General features: G+C 66.8%; 16 protein-coding genes. 8 read left to right on the top strand and 8 right to left on the bottom strand.

From position 1 onward, the window contains the following. Positions 1–47: 47 nt before the first annotated feature. The 7 genes from atpG to KF796_04355 are packed head-to-tail and all read right to left on the bottom strand — an operon-like array spanning position 48 to position 5,297. Entirely contained in the window at positions 48–932 is an 885-nt protein-coding gene (gene atpG / locus KF796_04385) for a F0F1 ATP synthase subunit gamma (GenBank protein MBX3585861.1), read from the bottom strand. 28 nt (positions 933–960) lie between these two features. Then, positions 961–2,514 (bottom strand): F0F1 ATP synthase subunit alpha, encoded by a 1,554-nt coding sequence (atpA, locus tag KF796_04380; GenBank protein MBX3585860.1) that lies wholly within the window; start codon positions 2,512–2,514, stop codon positions 961–963. A 34-nt stretch (positions 2,515–2,548) separates the two neighbouring features. Further along, positions 2,549–3,079, bottom strand: coding sequence for a F0F1 ATP synthase subunit delta (locus KF796_04375; protein MBX3585859.1), 531 nt, complete (start codon positions 3,077–3,079; stop codon positions 2,549–2,551). Between the two features lie 9 nt (positions 3,080–3,088). Beyond that, entirely contained in the window at positions 3,089–3,559 is a 471-nt protein-coding gene (locus KF796_04370) for a F0F1 ATP synthase subunit B (protein MBX3585858.1), read from the bottom strand. A gap of 60 nt (positions 3,560–3,619) precedes the next feature. Further along, entirely contained in the window at positions 3,620–3,886 is a 267-nt protein-coding gene (gene atpE, locus KF796_04365; GenBank protein ID MBX3585857.1) for a F0F1 ATP synthase subunit C, read from the bottom strand. Positions 3,887–3,936: 50 nt separating this feature from the next. Further along, on the bottom strand, positions 3,937–4,809 hold the full coding sequence (gene atpB, locus KF796_04360; GenBank protein ID MBX3585856.1) for a F0F1 ATP synthase subunit A: 873 nt from the start codon (positions 4,807–4,809) through the stop codon (positions 3,937–3,939). Next, the gene (locus KF796_04355) at positions 4,809–5,297 is read right to left on the bottom strand and encodes an ATP synthase subunit I (GenBank protein MBX3585855.1); all 489 of its coding nucleotides are present in this window, start codon (positions 5,295–5,297) and stop codon (positions 4,809–4,811) included. The genes atpB and KF796_04355 overlap by 1 nt, the downstream gene beginning before the upstream one ends. A 167-nt stretch (positions 5,298–5,464) precedes the next feature. On the opposite strand from KF796_04355, the gene KF796_04350 reads away from it, so the two are divergent. The 8 genes from KF796_04350 to KF796_04315 all read left to right on the top strand — a co-directional run bounded on the left by KF796_04350 (position 5,465) and on the right by KF796_04315 (position 11,699). Beyond that, entirely contained in the window at positions 5,465–5,911 is a 447-nt protein-coding gene (locus KF796_04350; GenBank protein ID MBX3585854.1) for a CopD family protein, read from the top strand. Beyond that, positions 5,908–7,017, top strand: a complete 1,110-nt coding sequence (locus tag KF796_04345; GenBank protein ID MBX3585853.1) for an MBL fold metallo-hydrolase — start codon at positions 5,908–5,910, stop codon at positions 7,015–7,017. The genes KF796_04350 and KF796_04345 overlap by 4 nt, the downstream gene beginning before the upstream one ends. A 15-nt stretch (positions 7,018–7,032) precedes the next feature. Further along, positions 7,033–7,923, top strand: a complete 891-nt coding sequence (locus KF796_04340) for a D-amino acid aminotransferase (protein ID MBX3585852.1) — start codon at positions 7,033–7,035, stop codon at positions 7,921–7,923. Further along, on the top strand, positions 7,920–8,231 hold the full coding sequence (locus KF796_04335) for a DUF493 family protein (GenBank protein MBX3585851.1): 312 nt from the start codon (positions 7,920–7,922) through the stop codon (positions 8,229–8,231). Before KF796_04340 ends, KF796_04335 begins: the two co-directional genes overlap by 4 nt. 21 nt (positions 8,232–8,252) lie before the next feature. Beyond that, positions 8,253–8,972 (top strand): lipoyl(octanoyl) transferase LipB, encoded by a 720-nt coding sequence (gene lipB, locus KF796_04330; GenBank protein ID MBX3585850.1) that lies wholly within the window; start codon positions 8,253–8,255, stop codon positions 8,970–8,972. 8 nt (positions 8,973–8,980) lie between these two features. Continuing rightward, positions 8,981–9,967: a lipoyl synthase gene (lipA, locus tag KF796_04325; protein ID MBX3585849.1), complete on the top strand. Its 987-nt coding sequence runs from the start codon at positions 8,981–8,983 to the stop codon at positions 9,965–9,967. A gap of 23 nt (positions 9,968–9,990) precedes the next feature. Then, positions 9,991–10,674 carry a helix-turn-helix domain-containing protein gene (locus KF796_04320; protein MBX3585848.1) on the top strand — a complete coding sequence of 228 codons (684 nt, stop codon included), beginning with the start codon at positions 9,991–9,993 and terminating at the stop codon, positions 10,672–10,674. Positions 10,675–10,844: 170 nt separating this feature from the next. Beyond that, the gene (locus KF796_04315; protein ID MBX3585847.1) at positions 10,845–11,699 is read left to right on the top strand and encodes a DMT family transporter; all 855 of its coding nucleotides are present in this window, start codon (positions 10,845–10,847) and stop codon (positions 11,697–11,699) included. A 24-nt stretch (positions 11,700–11,723) separates the two neighbouring features. Here KF796_04315 and KF796_04310 read toward each other — a convergent pair whose 3' ends face one another. Continuing rightward, a complete protein-coding gene (locus KF796_04310) occupies positions 11,724–14,939 on the bottom strand; it encodes a 4Fe-4S dicluster domain-containing protein (protein MBX3585846.1) in 3,216 nt (1,071 codons plus the stop codon). Positions 14,940–14,966 lie beyond the last annotated feature (27 nt).

Raw genomic sequence — 14,966 nt, 5'->3', positions numbered from 1 at the left:
CTTTTGCTCCGGTAAATTTGAATCTGGGGTGCGCGGGCGCTGGGCGATCAGCCGCTGATCGCCGCTGCGCCGGACACGATTTCGGACAGTTCCGTGGTAATTGCGGCCTGGCGGGTCTTGTTGTAGATCAGCTTCAGCTCGCCGATCACGTTCCCGGCATTGTCAGTCGCGGCCTTCATGGCCACCATGCGGGCCGCATGCTCGGACGCCATGTTCTCGGCCAGGGCCTGGTACACCAGTGCTTCCACATAGCGCACCAGCAGGTCGTCAATGACGGTCTGCGCGTCCGGTTCGTAGATGTAGTCCCAGCCGTGCTGCGTGCCACTGGCCTTGCTTTCGGCATGCATGGCTTCGGCCGACAGGGGCAGCAGGCGGTGCAGGGTCGGCACCTGGCTCATGGTGCTGACGAAGTTGTTGTAGCAGAGGTAGACCTCGCTGACTTCGCCCTGGGCATACAGGTCCAGCAGCACCTTGACCGGGCCAATCAGGCGGTCCAGATGCGGGCGGTCGCCCAGTTGCGTCACATGCGACACCACACGGGCGCCCAGGCGGTTGAGAAAACCCAGGCCCTTGCCGCCAATGGCCACCGCGGAAATCGTCTTGCCGGCTGCCTGCGTTTCACGCAGCTTGGTCGTGACGGCGCGCAGCAGGTTGGTGTTCAGCCCGCCGCACAGGCCCTTGTCCGTGGTCACCACGATGAAGCCCACCGACTTGCCGTCGTTGTTCTTCATGAAGGTGTGCACGTACTCCGGGTTGGCCTTGCCGAGGTTGCTGGCGATGTTGCGGATCTTTTCGCTGAAAGGACGGGCCGCGCGCACACGCTCCTGCGCCTTGCGCATCTTGGACACGGAAATCATTTCCATGGCCTTGGTGATCTTCTTGGTGTTTTCCACCGATTTGATCTTGGTGCGTAGTTCCTTGCCTGCTGCCATCTAGTGCTCCTGGTTGCGTGGGTGCAGATCAGGCAAACGACTTCTTGAACGCACCGACGGCGTCCATCAATTCAGCCTCGGCTTCCTTGTCCAGCGCCTTGCTGGTGTCGATCTTTGACAGCAGCGCTGCGTGCTTGTCCTTGAGCCAGGCGTGCAGGCCGTGTTCGAACGACAGCACCTTCTTGACGTCGACGTCGTCCATGAAGCCCTTGTTCACGGCGAACAGCGAGGCGCCCATCAGGCTGATGGACAGCGGGCTGTACTGGGCCTGCTTGAGCAGTTCGGTCACGCGGGCACCGCGGTCCAGCTGCTTGCGGGTGGCTTCGTCCAGGTCGGAGGCGAACTGCGCGAACGCAGCCAGCTCACGGTACTGGGCCAGGTCGGTACGGATACCGCCGGACTGTCCCTTGATGACCTTGGTCTGTGCTGCCGAACCCACGCGCGACACCGAGATACCGGCGTTGATGGCGGGGCGGATGCCGGCGTTGAACAGGCTGGTCTCCAGGAAGATCTGGCCGTCGGTGATCGAGATCACGTTGGTGGGCACGAAAGCGGACACGTCACCGGCCTGCGTTTCGATGATGGGCAGTGCCGTCAGCGAACCGGTCTTGCCCTTGACTTCACCCTTGGTGAAGGCTTCAACGTATTCGGCATTCACGCGCGCTGCGCGTTCCAGCAGGCGGCTGTGCAGATAGAACACGTCGCCGGGGTAGGCTTCACGGCCCGGCGGGCGGCGCAGCAGCAGCGAGACCTGGCGATAGGCCACGGCCTGCTTGGACAGGTCGTCATACACAATCAGGGCGTCCTGGCCGCGGTCGCGGAAGTATTCGCCCATGGTGCAGCCGGAGTAGGCCGACACGTACTGCATGGCAGCAGATTCAGAAGCGGTGGCCGCCACGACAATGGTGTATTCCATCGCGCCGGACTGCTCCAGCGCACGCACGACGTTCTTGACGGAAGAAGCCTTCTGTCCGATCGCGACGTACACGCAGGTCATGTTCTGACCCTTCTGGTTGATGATGGCGTCGATGGCCACGGCGGTCTTGCCGGTCTGGCGGTCGCCAATGATCAGCTCGCGCTGGCCACGGCCAACGGGCACCATGGAGTCGATCGACTTCAGGCCGGTCTGCATGGGCTGGTCCACCGACTTGCGGGCGATCACGCCCGGCGCGACCTTTTCGATCACGTCGGTCATCTTGGCGTTGATCGGGCCCTTGCCGTCAATGGGCTGGCCCAGCGCGTTGACCACGCGGCCAATCAGCTCGGGGCCGACCGGCACTTCCAGAATGCGGCCCGTGCACTTCACGGTGTCGCCTTCGGAGATGTGCTCGTATTCACCCAGAATCACCGAGCCCACCGAGTCGCGCTCGAGGTTCAGTGCCAGGCCGTAGGTGGGGGTGCCGTCGGCGGTGGCCGGGAATTCGAGCATTTCGCCCTGCATCACGTCGGACAGGCCATGGATGCGCACGATGCCGTCGGTCACGGACACCACGGTGCCCTGGTTGCGAATGTCGGCGCTGGCGGACAGCCCTTCAATGCGGCTCTTGATCAGTTCAGAAATTTCTGCGGGATTGAGTTGCATGACTCTTTCCTTCTTTCTTTAGTTAGCTGCCCGCTTATGCGGTCAGCGCCGTTTTCATTTGTTCGAGACGGGCCTTGACCGAGGTGTCCAGCACCTCGTCGCCCACCACCACGCGAATGCCGCCAATCAGGGCGGCGTCGAGTTCGACCTTGACGTTCAGCTTGCGGCCAAAGCGCTTTTCAAGCGCCGAGGACACATCGGCCAGCGCCGCGCCATCGATCGGGAAAGCGCTGTAGACCACCGCATCCGACGAACCGCTCTGTGCGTTCTTGAGCGCGCGGAACTGGGCCGCGATCTCGGGCAACGCATCCAGACGGCCGTTTTCGATCACGGTGCGCAGGAAGTTCTTCGCGTTGTCAGGCAAGGCGGCCTTCACCACCCCGCTGATGACGTCGAAGACCTGCTGGTCGGTGACCTTGGGATTGCCGGCGAATTGCAGCAACTGCGCATTGGCAGCCACGGCAGCCAGTGCCTCGACCCAGCCGGCGGCCGCGTTGAGGTCGGCCCGGGTGGACTGGTACAGCGCTTCGGCGTAAGGGCGGGCGATGGTGGCGAGTTCGGCCATGGTGTCCTCTTACAGCTCGGTCTTCAGGCGGTTCAGCAGATCCGCATGGACACCGGCGTTGACTTCCTTGCGGAGAATCTGCTCGGCACCCTTGACGGCCAGCGCGGCCACCTGCTCGCGCAGGGTCTCGCGGGCCTTGACCGCCTGCTGCTCGGCTTCCGCCTTGGCGGCGGCAACAATCTTGCTGCCCTCCTCGGTGGCGCGGGCCTTGGCTTCCTCGATGATGGCCTGGGCACGACGCTCGGCATCGGCCAGGCGCGCGGCGGTCTCGTTGCGTGACCTGGCCAGTTCGTCCTCAACCCGTTTGTTGGCGGATGAAAGTTCGGCCTTGGCCTTGTCGGCGGCGGCAAGGCCGTCGGCGATCTTGCCCGCACGCTCGTCGAGCGCAGCGGCAATGGGGGGCCACACGAATTTCATCGTGAACCCGACAAGGATCAGGAACACGATCATCTGAATGATCAGGGTACCGGTAATGCTCACTTTTTCATCCTTCGCCCCGGCGCGAAACGCGCCAAAGCATGACGTTGGTCCGGCGGACGCTTACTTCGGCAGGTTGGCGATCTGCGCCAGGAACGGGTTGGCCGTGGCGAACCACAGGGCAATACCGGTGCCGATAATGAAAGCAGCGTCAATCAGGCCAGCGAGCAGGAACATCTTGGTCTGCAGTTCGCCCATCAGTTCGGGCTGGCGAGCGGCGGACTCGAGGTACTTGCTGCCCATGATGCCGATGCCGATACAGGCGCCGACAGCACCCAGGCCGATGATCAGGCCGGCGGCCAGTGCAACAAAGCTGATAACTTCCATGATGACTCCTAAAGGACTTTGGTTAACGAGAGAAAAAACAAAAAGAAAACGGATCAGTGGCTGTCGTGGGCCTGGCCGATGTACACCAGCGTCAGCATCATGAACACGAACGCCTGCAGCGTGATGATCAGGATGTGGAAGATGGCCCACGCCGAACCCGCAATGATGTGGCCGATGGCCAGGCCGATGCCCGTGGCCGACAGCGACCAGGCGCCGCCCATCAGGGCGATCAGCAGGAAGATCAGCTCACCGGCGTACATGTTGCCGAACAACCGCATGCCATGCGACACCGTCTTGGCGACGAACTCGATGACCTGCATGAGGAAATTGAAAGGGTACAGCAACGGGTGGTTGCCAAACGGCGCCGTGAACAGCTCGTGGATCCAGCCGCCCACGCCCTTGATCTTGACGTTGTAGATCAGGCAGGTGACCAGCACGCCCAGCGACAGGCCCATGGTGATGGACAGGTCGGCCGTGGGAACCACGCGCAGGTAGGCATGGTGCGGGTCGTGGCCCGCGGCACCGTAAACCAGGCCCCAGATCCAGGGCAGGAAGTCCACGGGCAGCAAGTCCATGGCGTTGAGCAAGAAGATCCAGACAAACACCGTCAGGGCCAGCGGCGCCACGAGCTTGCGGCTGTTGGCGTTGTGCACGATGCCCTTGGCCTGCGCGTCGACCATTTCAACCAGGATTTCAACCGCGGCCTGGAAACGCCCGGGCACGCCCGATGTGGCCTTGCGGGCCGCCTTCCAGAGCAGCCAGCAACCGATCACCCCGAGCAGGATGGTGAAGATGGTCGAGTCAATGTTGATGACCGACAGGTCAAACGGGCCAACAAGTTCCTTGTTGCGCCAATGCGTCAGGTGGTGAACGATGTATTCACCGGCGGTCTGACCACCATGTTCAGCAGCGTTTTCAGCAGCCATCAGTTCGCTCGCTTCTCAGTTTTTCGGAATCTGGCCGCGAACATGAGCACGAGCCAGTACACCTTCATTGTCACCACCAGGCCCACCAGCATTGCCGGCCAGCTCAGCGACGGAACCAGCCTCGGCGCGGCAATCAGCATTGCCACCGTCAAGGCCAACTTGACCATTTCCCACAGGAAGAACCCAAACACCGCGGTGGCCGGGTTCAGGGAAGCAAACCGGCCCGTCAGGCCCCGCGCGAACACCGCAGCGGGAACTACCGTTGCCAGCGCGCCGTACCCGGCAGACCAACCTGTGTTTTGCCTCCCGGTGATCGCCCAGGCGGCCAACGCCACCACGAGCCCCACCACAACCTGTCCCGCGACCACCCACCAGGGGGAAACCGGCGGGTTCTGTTCCCGCAACTGGCGCGCCTGCTCGGCGGTCAGTGGCTTGAACTCTTCAGGTTCGCCTGCATCTGTTTCGGGAATGGGAGCGATTGTTTTCATTGGATGTGACGCCCCGATTGCAGCCCCGGAATTTCCGCAAAGCCATTGATTATAAGTAAAAACCCGCAGCGTTCCGCCATTTCGAGTCCGCTAGTCGGGTACCCCGTGGTGTCAAAGGTGTTTTGCGTGCAGCGTCACAATGGCCGACCCTTCCTTCTGTGACCCTCATGGCCCACCTCCCCAAGCTGTTTCACCTGGTTGCCGCCATCCTCTGGATGGGTGGCATGGCCTTTCTGATGCTGGCCTTGCGCCCCGCCGTCCAGGCCCGGCTGGAGCCCGCCGTGCGGTTGCCGCTCATGACCGCCGTGCTCGGGCGCTTTTTTGTGATGGTGTGGATCTGCATTGCGGTGCTGCTGGCCACCGGCCTGCCCATGCTGCTGGCCGTGGGCATGAAGGCCGCGCCGCTGGGCTGGCACCTGATGATGGGCCTGGGCCTGCTGATGATGCTGATTTTTGCCCACCTGTACTTTGCCCCGTTTCGCCGGCTCAAACAGGCCGTGGCCGCCGCCGACTGGCCCGAGGGCGGCCGGCGCATCGCGCAGGTGGTGCTGCTGGCCAAGATCAACCTGAGCCTGGGCTGGGCCGCCATCGCCGCGGTGCTGCTGCTCGGATGAGCCCCGGGCGGCGACCGGGCACAGGGCTGGCCCTGGCGGTCGCCCTGCTGCTTGGAGCCTGCGCCCCGATGAATCCCTACTACAACCCCTCCAGACCCCACCACACGCCCAGCGGGTTCCGCAACAACTACAGCACGGCCGTCGACAAGCCCCTGGCCGACCTGCTGCGCTGGCGCTGGGAAGCGATGCGCCAGGGCCTGCCCCGGCCCCCGCAGGTGCCGACCGCCACCGTAGCGCCCGACCTGCCCTTCCTGAAGAGCAATGCCGCGACGGGCCACGCCATGCGACCCGCCATCACCTGGATCGGGCACGCCACGATGCTGGTCCAGGCCAGTGGATTGAACGTGCTGACCGACCCGGTCTTCAGCGAGCGCGCCTCGCCGGTACAGTTCGCGGGTCCCAAGCGGGCCCAGCCGCCCGGCGTGGCGATGGCCGACCTGCCCGCCATTGACGTGGTGGTGATCTCGCACAACCACTACGACCACCTTGACCGCGACAGCGTGCTGGCCCTGAACCGGCGCGCCGGCGGCGGCACGCTGTTCCTCGTCCCGCTCGGGCTCAAGCCCTGGATGGCGGCACTGGGCGTGACCCATGTGGTGGAACTGGACTGGTGGCAGCACCACACGCATCAGGGCGTGGACTTCCATTTCACGCCGGTGCAGCACTGGTCCGCGCGTTCTTTCAATGACCGGCTGCAGACCCTGTGGGGCGGCTGGTCGGTGTTCGGCCCGGACTTTCACTGGTACTTCAGCGGCGACACCGGCTACAGCCAGGACTTCAACGACACACGCCGGCATTTCGAGCCGCGCCAGCCGGACGGCTTCGACCTGGCCCTGCTCGCCGTGGGCGCCTACGAACCGCGCTGGTTCATGAAGGAGCAGCACATCAACCCGGCCGAGGCCGTGCAGATCCACAAGGACCTGGGCGCGCGGCGCAGCGTGGGCGTGCACTGGGGCACCTTCAACCTCACCGATGAGCCACTGGACCAGCCCCCGCGCGACCTGGCCGTGGCAAGGCGCGACCAGGGCGTGCCCGACGACGATTTCTTCCTGCTCAAGATTGGCGAAACCCGGCAGCTGCCGCCGCGCGCGGACCGCAGCCGCTGAGGGACAATCCCACCCATGACCTCCCCACTTCCCGACCTTCCCTGCTACCTCAACGGTGAATTCACCACGCTGCCCAACGCCAAGGTGAGCGTGATGGACCGCGGCTTCATTTTTGGCGATGGCGTCTATGAAGTCGTGCCGGCCTATGCGGGCCAGCCCTTCCGCTTCGCCGAACACATGGCGCGGCTGGACCGCAGCCTGGCCGCCTTGCGCATTGCCAACCCCCTGACCCACGCGCAGTGGCACGAGCTCGTGATGAAGCTGATCGCGGCCTACGCCCGGTCCGCCGGGGCTGACGCGTCAGCCACCGACCAGCTCGTGTACATCCAGCTGACCCGCGGCGTGGCCCTGCGCGACCACGTGATGCCGGCCAACCTCACGCCCACCGTGTTCGCCATGAGCAACCTCATGAAGCCGCCCACGGCGCTGGAGCGCGAGCGCGGCGTGGCCTGCGTGAGCGCCGACGACTTCCGCTGGGAAAAAGCCCACATCAAGGCCACCAGCCTGCTGGGCGCGGTGTTCGCGCGCCAGATCAGCGCCGACGAAGGCGCGGTGGAGACCGTGATGTTCCGCGACGGCTTCCTGAGCGAAGGCGCTGCCTGCAACGTGTGGGTGGTCAAGGACGGCAAGCTCATGGGCCCGCCGCGCGACCACCTCGTGCTCGAGGGCATCCGCTACGGCCTGATCGAAACCCTGTGCCGCGAGGCCGGCATCCCCTTCGAGCTGCGCCGCATCAGCCGCGACGAAGTGGCCGGCGCCGACGAGCTGATGCTGTCGTCAGCCACCAAGGAGGTGCTGCCCATCACCCTGCTGGACGGCCAGCCGGTTGGAAACGGCCAACCCGGCCCCATCTACCAGAAGCTGCATGCCGGCTACCAGCGGGCCAAGCAGCAAGCCCCCGCATGACCGAACGCCCCCTCTCCCCTCCCGCCCCACCCGCCGACAGCGGCGCCCGCAAGGACTCGCTGATCGAGTACCCCTCGCGGTTTCCGGTCAAGGTCATGGGCGTGAACGCCGATGGCTTCGTGCACGCCGTGACCGCCATCGCCCGCCAGTTCGACCCGACGTTTGACGCCGCCAGCGTGGAGCTGCGCGACAGCAAGGCCGGCAAGTACCTGGGCGTCACCATCACCATCACCGCCACCAGCCGCGAGCAGCTCGACGAGCTGTACCGCACGCTGTCCACGCACCCGATGGTCAAGGTGGTGTTATGACCCATCCCCTGAACACCTGAGGTGGCCTTGAAGGTACTGGGCCGAGTGGAGTATCTGGCAACCTGCGAGGCCATGCAGGACTTCACCGCCACGCGAACCGCGGACACGCCCGACGCGCTATGGCTTTGTGAGCACGAACCCGTCTACACACAGGGGCTGGCGGGCAAGAGCGACCATGTCCTGAACCCGGGCACCATCCCCGTGGTCGCCACCGACCGGGGCGGCCAGGTCACCTTTCATGGCCCGGGCCAGGTGGTGGCGTATCCGCTGATCGACCTGCGCCGCGCGGGCTACTACGTCAAGGAATATGTCTACCGCATCGAGGAGGCAGTGATCCGCACGCTGATGCACTATGGCGTGACCGGCCACCGCGTGGCCGGCGCCCCGGGCATTTACGTGCGGCTGGACGACCCGTTCTCGCACGCCAGAATCCCCGCCCTCGCGCAGCCCGTGCTTGCACAGGCTCAGGATGACCGGGGTTTCGGTCCCTTCGACAGGTTCAGGGCGAACGGCATCGAGCTGGGCAAGATCGCCGCCTTGGGCATCAAGGTCAGCCGCCACTGCACCTACCACGGCGTGGCCCTCAATGTGGCCATGGACCTGGAACCCTTCTCGCGCATCAACCCCTGCGGCTACGCGGGGCTGAAAACCGTGGACCTTTCTACAATCGGCGTATCTACCACCTGGGACGAAGCCGCCCGGCTGCTGGGCCAACAGCTCATCACCCGCCTGGCGCCTTGAGGACATTCATGGCCACCACCGACACCGTGCGCGAAGCGCAAAGCACTGAAACCTACAACCCGCTGGCCAAGCAGAAGGCCGCGGCCAAGCTGTCGCGCATCCCGGTCAAGGTCGAGCAGGCGCCGGTGCTCAAGAAGCCCGAGTGGATCCGCGTCAAGGCCGGCAGCCCCACCACGCGCTTCTACGAGATCAAGCAGATCCTGCGCGAGAGCAACCTGCACACGGTGTGCGAGGAGGCCAGCTGCCCCAACATCGGCGAATGCTTCGGCAAGGGCACGGCCACGTTCATGATCATGGGTGACAAGTGCACCCGCCGCTGCCCGTTCTGCGACGTGGGCCATGGCCGCCCCGACCCGCTGGACGTGAACGAGCCCGCGAACATGGCCCGAACCATTGCCAGGCTCAAGCTCAAGTACGTGGTGATCACCAGCGTGGACCGCGACGACCTGCGCGACGGCGGCGCCGGCCACTTTGTGGAATGCATCCGCCAGACGCGCGAGCTCTCGCCGGGCACCCAGATCGAGGTGCTGGTGCCCGACTTCCGCGGCCGTGACGACCGCGCGCTGGAGATCCTCAAGGCCGCGCCACCCGATGTGATGAACCACAACCTGGAAACCATCCCGCGCCTGTACAAGGAGGCACGCCCCGGTTCGGACTACCAGTTCAGCCTGAACCTGCTGAAGAAATTCAAGGCGCTGTTCCCCGATGTGCCGACCAAGAGCGGCCTGATGGTGGGCCTGGGCGAGACCGACGAGGAAATCCTGGACGTGATGCGCGACATGCGCGCCCACGGCATCAACATGCTGACCATCGGCCAGTACCTCGCGCCCACGCTGAGCCACCTGCCGGTGCGCCGCTATGTGCACCCCGACACCTTCAGGATGTTCGAGGCCGAGGCCTACAAGATGGGCTTCACCCATGCCGCCGTGGGCGCCATGGTGCGTTCCAGCTACCACGCCGACGAACAGGCCCACGGGGTCCTGAACCCGGCCTGAGCGGCTTCCCTGCAGCCGCAGCCATGACCAGCGCGCTGTCCCTGCGCCACTACGGCGGCGCCCATGGCAGCCACAGCCATGACCATTTCCAGATTCTGGTGGGCCTGCAGGGCGTGCTCGATCTGGAGGTGGCCGGCAGCGCCCGGCGCATCGGCGCCGGTGACGCCTGCCTGGTGCCCCCGGGCGAGCGCCACGACTTTGAATCCCTGGGCGGCAGCCAGTGCCTGGTGCTCGACACCGCCCATCCCGCCTGGGCCCGCTGCAGCGCCAGCCCCGCGCGGCCCCAGCAAACCCGCGCCCTCGCGGCCTACCTCGCCCACGCGCTGCGGCAGGGCCTGCCGCTGGCGGCCCAGCATGGCCCGCTGCTGCTGCTCGAAAGCTGGGCGCCGCCGGGCGCACCTGTGCGGCGGCCACGCCGGGCCATTGACTGGCCACGGCTGACCTCCTGGGCCCTGGCCCGGCTGGACCAGCCGCTGAGCGTGGCCGACCTCGCGCAGCGCGCCCTGCTCAGCCCCAGCCAGTTTGCGCTGCGCTGCCACGAGGTCCATGGCGTCGGCCCCATGCAGTGGCTGCGCGGCCTGCGGCTGGACCAGGCGCTGCAGTGGCGCCAGGCCGGCCTCGCGGTGGCCGAGGTGGCGCGCCGCACCGGCTACCGCTCGCCCTCGGCGCTCACGGCCGCGCTGCGCCGGCGCGGTCCGGCGCACTGACCGAGCCGCTGCCTGAGCCGCTGCCTGAGCCGCGTTTGCTACACTTTTTGTAGCACACAGTGGCCGCCAGTCCTGGACTCCAGCCCCTTTTGATCTGAAAACAGCGGCGCAAGCGGGCTGCGACGACAGACCGGTGCTGCGCGACGACCGGCGCGCTTACAGTTCAGGCCATGTCTGCGTCTGCCAAAGCCAACCTCTACGCCCTGGGCGCCATCGCGCTGTGGGCCGTGCTGGCATCCCTGGGGGTGGCGCTGCGGCATGTCCCGCCGTTCCTGCTCACGGGCATCGCGCTGCTGATCGGCAGCCTGCCCTCGTGGCCGCTGGTGGCGCGGCAGCCGCGGCTGTGGGCCATCGCGCCGGGCACGCTGGCGCTGGGCGTCTACGGCCTGTTCGGCTTTCACTTCCTGCTGTTCATGGCGCTGCGCATCGCGCCGCCGGTGGAGGCCAACCTGGTCAACTACCTGTGGCCGCTGTTCATCGTGGTGCTGGCGCCGCTGTTCCTGCGCGGCCTGCGGCTGCATGCGGCGCACGTGGTGGCGGCGCTGCTGGGCTTTGCCGGCGCGGCGGTGGCCATTCTTGGGGCCCGGCAGGGCGACGGCGGGGGCTGGTCCTGGGGTTACCTGCTGGCGCTGGGTTCGGCCCTGATCTGGGCCAGCTACTCGCTGATGACGCGGCGCGTGGCGGCGTTTCCCACGGCCGCGGTGGGCCTGTTCGGGCTGATCTCGGGCCCGCTGTCGCTGGCCTGCCACGCGCTGCTGGAGCCGCCGGCCACGCTGGCGGTGCGCGACTGGCTGCTGCTGGCGGCCATGGGCCTGGGGCCGCTGGGCGCGGCGTTTTACCTGTGGGACCGCGCGCTCAAGCTGGGCGACGCGCGCCACATCGGCATCCTGAGCTACCTGACGCCGCTGCTGTCCACCGCGCTGCTGATGGTGGTGAGTGGCCGCGCCCTGAGCTGGAGCGTGGGCCTGGCGGCAGCCATGATCATTGGCGCGGCGCTGCTCGGCACCCGCAGCCGCGCGGACTGAGCGGGCTGAGCAGCCCGCTCAGCCTCACAGGTCCACCACCAGCTCGGCTCCCACGGCCCTGGGCCGCGAGCAGCACAGGATCACGCGCTGGCCGCGCTCCTTGGCGCTGAGCACGAAGTCACGGTGCTCGATCTCGCCGGACGCCGCTGCGTCATAGGGCGTGGCGCAAACCCCGCACAGACCGTCGCTGCATTTGGTGGCAATGGCCAGGCCAGCGTCGGCGAGCACGTCGGTGGCGCTGCGGTCAGCGGGCACCTCCAACGTGCGGCCACTGCGGGCCAGGCGCAGCACAAACGGGTGGTTCTGCCAGGCCTGGGCTTCGGGCACGCTGAAGTACTCGCGGTGCAGCGCCTCTTCGGGCCAGCCCCTGGCCAGCGCGGCTTCAAACACCCCGTCCATGAAGCGCGGCGCGCCGCAGGTGTAGACATGAAAGCCCGGCGCGTAGGCCGGCGTCAGCGCCATCAGGTCGGCGCGTGCGCCCTCGTCCTTGAAGTGAAAGCGCACTTTGTCGCGCCACGGCACTTCAGCCAGTTCGCGCAGAAAGCCGGCTGTCGCGCGACTGGCTCCGCTGTAGTGCAGCTCAAAAGGCTTGCCCAGCGCGTGCAGCCGGTGCGCCATGGTGATCATGGGCGTGACCCCGATGCCACCGGCGAACAGCAGCGAGAAAGCCGCCTCTTCCACCAGCGGGAAATGGTTGGCCGGCCTGGAGATGAACACGCGCCGCCCTTCTCGAAACGCGCGGTGCATCAGCGCCGAACCACCACGCCCGGCCGGTTCGCGCAGCACGCCCAGCACGTACTTGCTGCGGTCGGCCGGATCGCCGGCCAGGCTGTATTGGCGCTGGTATTCCGGTGCAATCACCACATCAATGTGGGCGCCTGCGTCAAACGGGGGCAGCGGCGCGCCGTCCAGCGCGGTGAACTCGTAGCGGGCCACATCGGCCGCCATGTCTTCGCGGCGCTTGAGCAGCACCGGGAACACCGGCGGCTCACCCAGCAGCGGCTTGGCCGGGGGCGCCAGCGTGGCGGTGTCACCTGCCGCGAGCCTGGTTTTGTATTGCCCGGGTGTGAGCAATGCGCGGTAGCGCTCAATGCCTTCCTCGCGGTTGACCGGAAAGGTGACGGGGTAAGGTGGCGGCATCTTGTCTGCGGGGTAGACAGCCAGCGTCTGGTCTTCATAGCGCAGCTTCAGGTCTTTCTGCAGGCCGCGGTGGTTGGTCTGGCGGGCCTGAACGTAGCGGCCGGTCTGGCGGTCCAGCTCGATGTCCCACCACCACTTCTTGACGGGATTGATGGTGCCTCGGTCCAGCTTGTCGTCGAGTTCGGCCAGCAGGCGCGCGCTTTGCGGCACATTCATGGCCAGCCAGCGGAAGCCGCTTTCGGCGAACAGGCCTTCCAGATTCCAGGGGCAGGTTTTCATGCAGCGCCCGCACATGCCGCCCGCGGCATTGGTGATGCGGTAGCGCGCGCATTTTTCGGCGTCGCTCTTCCAGATCTCGTAGCCGTTGTACATGAGCTTGGGGCCGGCCGTGATGGCGCCCGAGGGGCATTCGCGCGCGCACTTGTTGCAGTTCTCGCAGAAGGTCTGCAGGCCAAAGTCGATCGGCTGGTCCGCCTCCATCGGCAGGTCGGTGGTGACGGTGCCGCTCTTCAGGCGTGGGCCCAGGTAGGGGTTGAGGATCACCTCGCCGATGCGGCTGACCTCGCCCAGGCCCGACAGCAGCAGCAGCGGTGGCTGCAGCACGTCGCCGTCCAGCACCGAGTGCACGCGCGCCGAGTAGCCCAGCCGGCGCACCTGCTCGGCCACCACGCCGCCCATGAGCGAGAAGCGCAGGTAGGCGCGCATGCTCTGGGCCACCGAGATCCAGTCGTCGCCGCTGGCGCCTTCCATGGTCTCGTGGCCCTGGTCGATCAGCAGGTTGACGGCGTTGGCGTGGTACGCCGCCATGGGGTTGCCGCCGGCGTCATGCGAGTAATAGGCCCACTCGGGCACGGCGCACAGGCCCACGGCGTCCACGCCCAGGTAGTACGACGTGGCCTTGAGGTTGTCGGCATTGCGCTTGGGGTCGGCCGTGCGGGGCGACACCGGCCCGCGCGCCTCGCCGAACTGCAGCAGCAGCAGCGCACCCAGGGCCCGCCGGGCACAGGCACCGATGGGGCTTTTCATCACATAGTGCGCATTGCGGGCCCCGTCCTGCACGGTCTTGCCCAGGTCGCCAAACAGCGCGCGGGCAAAAAAGTCGGCCCGCTTGGGGAAGCGCGGCACCCGCTCATGGTCGATGAAGGTGGTGGGCTGCTCGCGCCGCCTGAGCTTTTCAAACGGGTAGGCCCCCATGCGGAAGTCGCGCCCGGCATAGGCCTCGCGGTTCAGGGCGCTCTTGAGCGTGCCCTTGCCCACCCACCACGCCGGGCCATGCGACTGCCCCCACCGCTGGGCCGCGGCCGGCGCCAGCGGCAGGTCGGGCGCCATCTCGAACGTGGTGGTCACCGCCGCCAGGCCATAGCGCGCCCCCACATAGGGGTTGCGGCCATCGCCCTGGGCCAGGCCGCAGTGCACGGCGAGCCTGCCCAGGTCGACGTCGCTGCAGGTGGCGCTGTGGGCCCGCGCCTCGTGGCCCAGCATGCGCAGGTAGGTGGACAGCAGCACGGCGGTCTGCGCCGCGAGCAGGGCCGCGCGCTGCGCCTGGGTGCCGGCGATCCAGTCGCAGCCCGGCTCGCCGGGGCGCGGGTCGCGCGGGAACTCCACCAGCACCAGCAGCGCATGGCTGTGGTGGTCCATGGGGCCGTGCACCTTGCGCGCGGACTCGAGCACGTCGGCCAGGATCATGTCCATGCCCGCGGCAAAGCTGGTCGGCTGGTTGCGCTCGAGCTCGGCGCCCAGCGCGGGCACGGCCGCGTTGCGCAGGGGCTCGGCCAGCAGCGCGTCGCGCGGCAGCGTGCCCACACCCATCATGGACGCATCAAAGTAGTAGCCCGCGGCCTTGAGGTGCTCGGCGCGCCCCACCGGATCGGCCGTCACTTCGCCCGGCCCGGGATTGACCGCGCCATCGCGCACCAGGTCGAACATGGCCATGTAACGGGCCATGGCATGGGTGAGCGACTCCGGGTCGGGGTCATCGAACGGCAGGGCGCGCATGGGTGGCACGCGGCTCAGGCCCACCGGCCCCGGCTGGCGGGTCAGGCGTTCGAGCGGATAGGGGCCCAGGTGAACCGGGCGGTCGCGGTACGAGAAAAAGCGCATGCGGCAGCTTAGGCGTTGCTTGCGATC

This window comes from Ramlibacter sp. (genome assembly GCA_019635435.1).
Taxonomy (GTDB): domain Bacteria; phylum Pseudomonadota; class Gammaproteobacteria; order Burkholderiales; family Burkholderiaceae_C; genus JAHBZM01.
Note: the sequence above shows the minus strand (reverse complement) of the source record. Positions and strands in the feature narration are given on the sequence as shown.